At 63.9% G+C, this 3,998-nt stretch carries 5 protein-coding genes; 4 read left to right on the top strand and 1 reads right to left on the bottom strand.

Features of this window, described 5'->3' with window-relative positions; genetic code table 11:
- Window position 1: 1 nt before the first annotated feature.
- The 4 genes from RMN73_RS02355 to cysQ all read left to right on the top strand — a co-directional run bounded on the left by RMN73_RS02355 (window position 2) and on the right by cysQ (window position 3,601).
- A complete protein-coding gene (locus RMN73_RS02355) occupies window positions 2-1,270 on the top strand; it encodes a biotin/lipoyl-containing protein (RefSeq protein ID WP_309601714.1) in 1,269 nt (422 codons plus the stop codon).
- 64 nt (window positions 1,271-1,334) lie between these two features.
- Entirely contained in the window at window positions 1,335-1,841 is a 507-nt protein-coding gene (locus RMN73_RS02350) for a superoxide dismutase family protein (protein WP_309601713.1), read from the top strand.
- A 63-nt stretch (window positions 1,842-1,904) separates the two neighbouring features.
- Window positions 1,905-2,687: an SDR family oxidoreductase gene (locus RMN73_RS02345; RefSeq protein WP_309601712.1), complete on the top strand. Its 783-nt coding sequence runs from the start codon at window positions 1,905-1,907 to the stop codon at window positions 2,685-2,687.
- Between the two features lie 113 nt (window positions 2,688-2,800).
- Complete coding sequence (gene cysQ, locus RMN73_RS02340) at window positions 2,801-3,601, top strand: 3'(2'),5'-bisphosphate nucleotidase CysQ (RefSeq protein ID WP_309601711.1); 801 nt, start codon at window positions 2,801-2,803, stop codon at window positions 3,599-3,601.
- Here cysQ and RMN73_RS02335 read toward each other — a convergent pair.
- Window positions 3,598-3,867, bottom strand: coding sequence for a hypothetical protein (locus tag RMN73_RS02335; protein ID WP_309601710.1), 270 nt, complete (start codon window positions 3,865-3,867; stop codon window positions 3,598-3,600). The two genes, cysQ and RMN73_RS02335, sit on opposite strands and share 4 nt — an antisense overlap.
- Window positions 3,868-3,998: the final 131 nt, after the last annotated feature.

Here is a 3,998-nt window from a genome sequence, read left to right as displayed (position 1 = left end):
GGTGCAGGTGTTTGGCGATACCCACGGAAACATCGTCCATTTGTTCGAACGCGACTGTTCGCTCCAGCGCCGCCACCAGAAGGTGATCGAGGAAGCCCCCGCGCCGGGCATGGACGAGGCGACCCGCGAGAAGCTGTGCGCGGCGGCCATGAAGGCAGCCAAGGCAGTCGATTATGTCGGCGCAGGCACAATCGAGTTCATCGCCGACACTTCTGATAGGGAAGGCGGGGGCTCAGGCCTACGCGCCGACCGCATCTGGTTCATGGAAATGAACACAAGGCTGCAGGTCGAACATCCGGTGACCGAGGAGATCACCGGGGTCGACCTGGTCGAATGGCAATTGAGGGTGGCGAGCGGGGAGAAACTGCCCAAGCGGCAGGACGAGCTGTCGATCAACGGCTGGGCAATGGAGGCACGGCTCTACGCTGAGGACCCGACCAAGGAATTTTTGCCGAGCGTGGGTCCACTCAAGCGCTTCAGTCTCAATAGCTTCACCAGTGCCGAACGGATCGAAACAGGTGTCGAGGAGGGCGACGAGATTAGCGCGTTCTACGACCCCATGATCGCCAAGATCATTGGACATGCGGACAATCGCGTTGACGCAGCGGATGGCGTCGTCGGTGAACTGCTGAATCTCACGGTCTGGCCGGTAAGGACCAACGCGGCATTTCTTATCAATCTGCTTCGGGACCAAGTCTTTCTCGCCGGGCAGGTGCAGACGGGCTACATCGGCCAGCATCTTGAGCGCCTGACAGCAATCGAGGCGCCGAACGAAGCCGTGCTTAATAGCGCGGCAAGAGCGCTTATGCCCGATACGTGGGACTCAGCTTGGAAAGGTACTTCCGGATTTAGGCTTAATGGTCAGCCGTCCAGAGTGTGGCGTTTGGCTGACGCACAGGGTCAGCCCGTCGAATTCGAGTTCGGCGACAGTTACGACCCTGCGTTCACCGATGTAATTGATGGCACAGCAATCCATCCTTACTTGGGAACCACCTATGCCTTCCGTCTGCACGAGCCCCGGGGCAACGTTGGCGCCCACGCCGGCGACGGCGCCATCCTCGCTCCCATGCCCGGCAAGGTCACGTCGGTCGAGGTCGCGGCTGGGGATGCCGTCACCAAGGGCCAGCGCCTCCTCACGCTCGAGGCGATGAAGATGGAGCATGGGCTGGTCGCGCCGTTCGACGGGGTCGTCGCCGAGCTCAATACCCACCAGGGCGCGCAGGTGCAGGTCGATGCTTTGTTGGCCAAGATCGAACCAGACAAGAATTAGCGTGAAACAATCGTTTGCTGCCCGCGTTGGCGGGGATGTCGGTCGGACAACAGGAGCTCTAGAAATGACCATCGTTCGCCTGATCCTGCTCCCCGCAATCGCCTCGCTCGCCGCCTGTGCCACCGCCCCCACATCGCCGACGCAAACCGCGCCGCTAATCGATGCAAGCGGCGCGAGCATTGGTGAGGTCAGCATTCGCACCGACCCCACCGGCACCCATCTCGACCTGCGCGCGACCGGCCTGTCGCCCGGCCCGCATGGCGTGCACGTCCACATGGTCGGTCGCTGCGACGGCCCGGGTTTCACCACTGCCGGCGGTCACTGGAACCCGACCACCAAGCTCCACGGTCACCGCAACCCGGGTGGCTTCCACGCGGGCGATCTCGGCAATCTCACCGCCGGCGCGGATGGCACGGCGCGCGCGATGCTCCACCTGCCAGCGGGCAGCGATGTCGCCGATCAGGACGGCGCGGCACTGGTGATCCACGCGCGCGCCGACGATGAAGCGACCGACCCCAGCGGCAATAGCGGCGACCGCATCGCCTGCGCGGTGATCGCACCGCCGCGCTGACTTGCGTCGGCTCGCGACTTGGGGGAAGGGCAATGCCAATTCCCACATGCGATGGAGCGCAACATGATCATCGAAGGTACAGCAGCAGTCGTCACCGGCGGCGCATCGGGGCTTGGTGAAGCCACCGCTCGTGCGCTCGCCGCCAAGGGTGCCAAGGTCGCGGTGTTCGATCGCGATGCCGACAAGGGCGAAAAGGTCGCGGCGAAGATCGGCGGGATCTTTTGCGAAGTCGACGTGATGAGCGATGACAAGGTCGCCGCCGCGTTTGAGAAAGCCCGCGCCGCGCATGGCCAGGAACGCATCCTCGTCAATTGCGCCGGGGTCGCCAATGCGGTCAAGACCGTCGGCCGCGACAAGGAAACCAAGGAGCCCAAGCTCTATCCGATGAACCAGTTCGAATTGGCGATCGGGATCAATTTGATCGGTACCTTCCGCTGCATTTCGCGCTCGGCTTATGGCATGGTCGGACTCGATCCGGTCAGCGACGAGGGCGAGCGCGGCTGCATCATCAACACCGCGTCGGTCGCGGCGGAGGACGGCCAGATCGGCCAGGCGGCGTATTCCGCGTCGAAGGGCGGGGTGCTCGCCATGGCGCTGCCGATCGCGCGCGACCTGATGAACGACGGGGTGCGCGTCAACACCATCCTGCCAGGCATTTTCAAAACCCCGATGATGGCGATGATGCCCGCGCAGGTGCAAGACGCGCTCGCCGCGCAAGTGCCGTTCCCCAAGCGCCTCGGCACGGCCGAGGAATATGCCCGGCTGGCAGTGTTCATCGTCGAGAATAGCTATCTCAATGCGGAAAGCATCCGGCTGGACGGCGGCATCCGGATGGCGCCACGTTGATCATCCGACTTCCCGAGCGAAGACGAGGGACTAATCCGAGCGTAGCCGAGGCCGTTGGTTCTCGGCTTCGCTCGAACGTCCATCTCGACGTCGCTCGATAAATCGGATTGGGCATGGACCATTCTAACCTCCTCACCGCTTGCGTCGCCGCCGCGCGCGAAGCGGGGGCAGAAATCCTCAAGCTCGTCACGGCGGGCTATGAGGTCGAGACCAAGTCCGACCTCTCCCCCGTCACCATCTGCGACCGCGCCGCCGAAGCAATCATCTTGCGCGCATTGGCCGTGGCTGCCCCAGGCGTCCCGATCATCGCCGAGGAGGAGGTCGCCGAGGGCCGCATCCCCGCGCATGACGACACTTACTTCCTCGTCGACCCGCTAGACGGCACCAAGGAATTTGTCCGCGGTGGCGATGATTACACGGTCAACATCGGGCTGATCGTTGATGGCGTGCCCACGCTCGGCGTGGTCTACCAGCCCGCCCGCGACCGGTTATGGGCGGGGGTCGTCGGCGACGGCGCTTTTCTTGAGGATTTGTCGGGGCGCATTCCGATTGCCACCCGTCCCCTCGGGTCGGAACGCGCAGCCGTCGCCTCCAAGTCGCATTTCAACCAGGCCACCGCCGATTATCTCGATCAGGCGCTTGGGGCGTGCGGTTATGTCGCGATCGGATCGAGCCTCAAATTCTGCATTGTCGCGGAGGGTCGCGCCGACATTTACCCGCGCCTGTCGCCGACCAGCGAGTGGGACACCGCCGCCGGCCACGCCATATTGCTCGCTGCAGGTGGCCGGGTCGATGGCCCCGATGGCAGCCCATTGGCCTATGGCAAGCCGACTTTCCTCAATCGCGGCTTCTGCGCCACGGCGGGGTGGCAGGCGCCCGCGATCGGCCCGTGGCTGGAAGACTTTACCGCCTAGGGATGCTCGCCCAGCGGCGCTCCATTTGCCGTCCAGGGTGACTCCCCGCCGCCCAATTCCATCCAGAATGGATCAGCATTCTTCCGCGAAGGGGCGACTTTCAGGCCGCGCAGCCGGTCGACTTCGCGGCGCAGCTTGGCGATGCTCGCGCGCACCGGCACCAGCGCCGATTCGTCGGTCCCGGTCGCGGCCAGCATCGCCAGCAACAGCTCGGCCTCCGCAAGAGCGGAATCGCATCCCGCCAGGCACGGATCGAGGTCGGTCATGATACGCGTTACCCATGTTGGCTGGCGGAGGATTATCGCCCCTACCAGCCGCACCGTTAAACGCTTGTTATATAACATCCGATGCGGTGCAGATTTGCGCAGACTTGGCGCCGGATTGGTGCCTATATCCA

The sequence above is a fragment of the Sphingomonas sp. genome (assembly GCF_031372575.1).
Taxonomy (GTDB): domain Bacteria; phylum Pseudomonadota; class Alphaproteobacteria; order Sphingomonadales; family Sphingomonadaceae; genus Sphingomicrobium.
This window is presented reverse-complemented; position numbering and strand designations above follow the sequence as displayed.

Bases quoted from the DNA above. Each gene is read 5' to 3' on its own strand.
- RMN73_RS02350 (WP_309601713.1), top strand. From the start codon at position 1,335: ATGACCATCGTTCGCCTGATCCTGCTCCCCGCAATCGCCTCGCTCGCC.
- RMN73_RS02345 (WP_309601712.1), top strand. From the start codon at position 1,905: ATGATCATCGAAGGTACAGCAGCAGTCGTCACCGGCGGCGCATCGGGG.
- cysQ (WP_309601711.1), top strand. From the start codon at position 2,801: ATGGACCATTCTAACCTCCTCACCGCTTGCGTCGCCGCCGCGCGCGAA.
- RMN73_RS02335 (WP_309601710.1), bottom strand. From the start codon at position 3,867: ATGACCGACCTCGATCCGTGCCTGGCGGGATGCGATTCCGCTCTTGCG.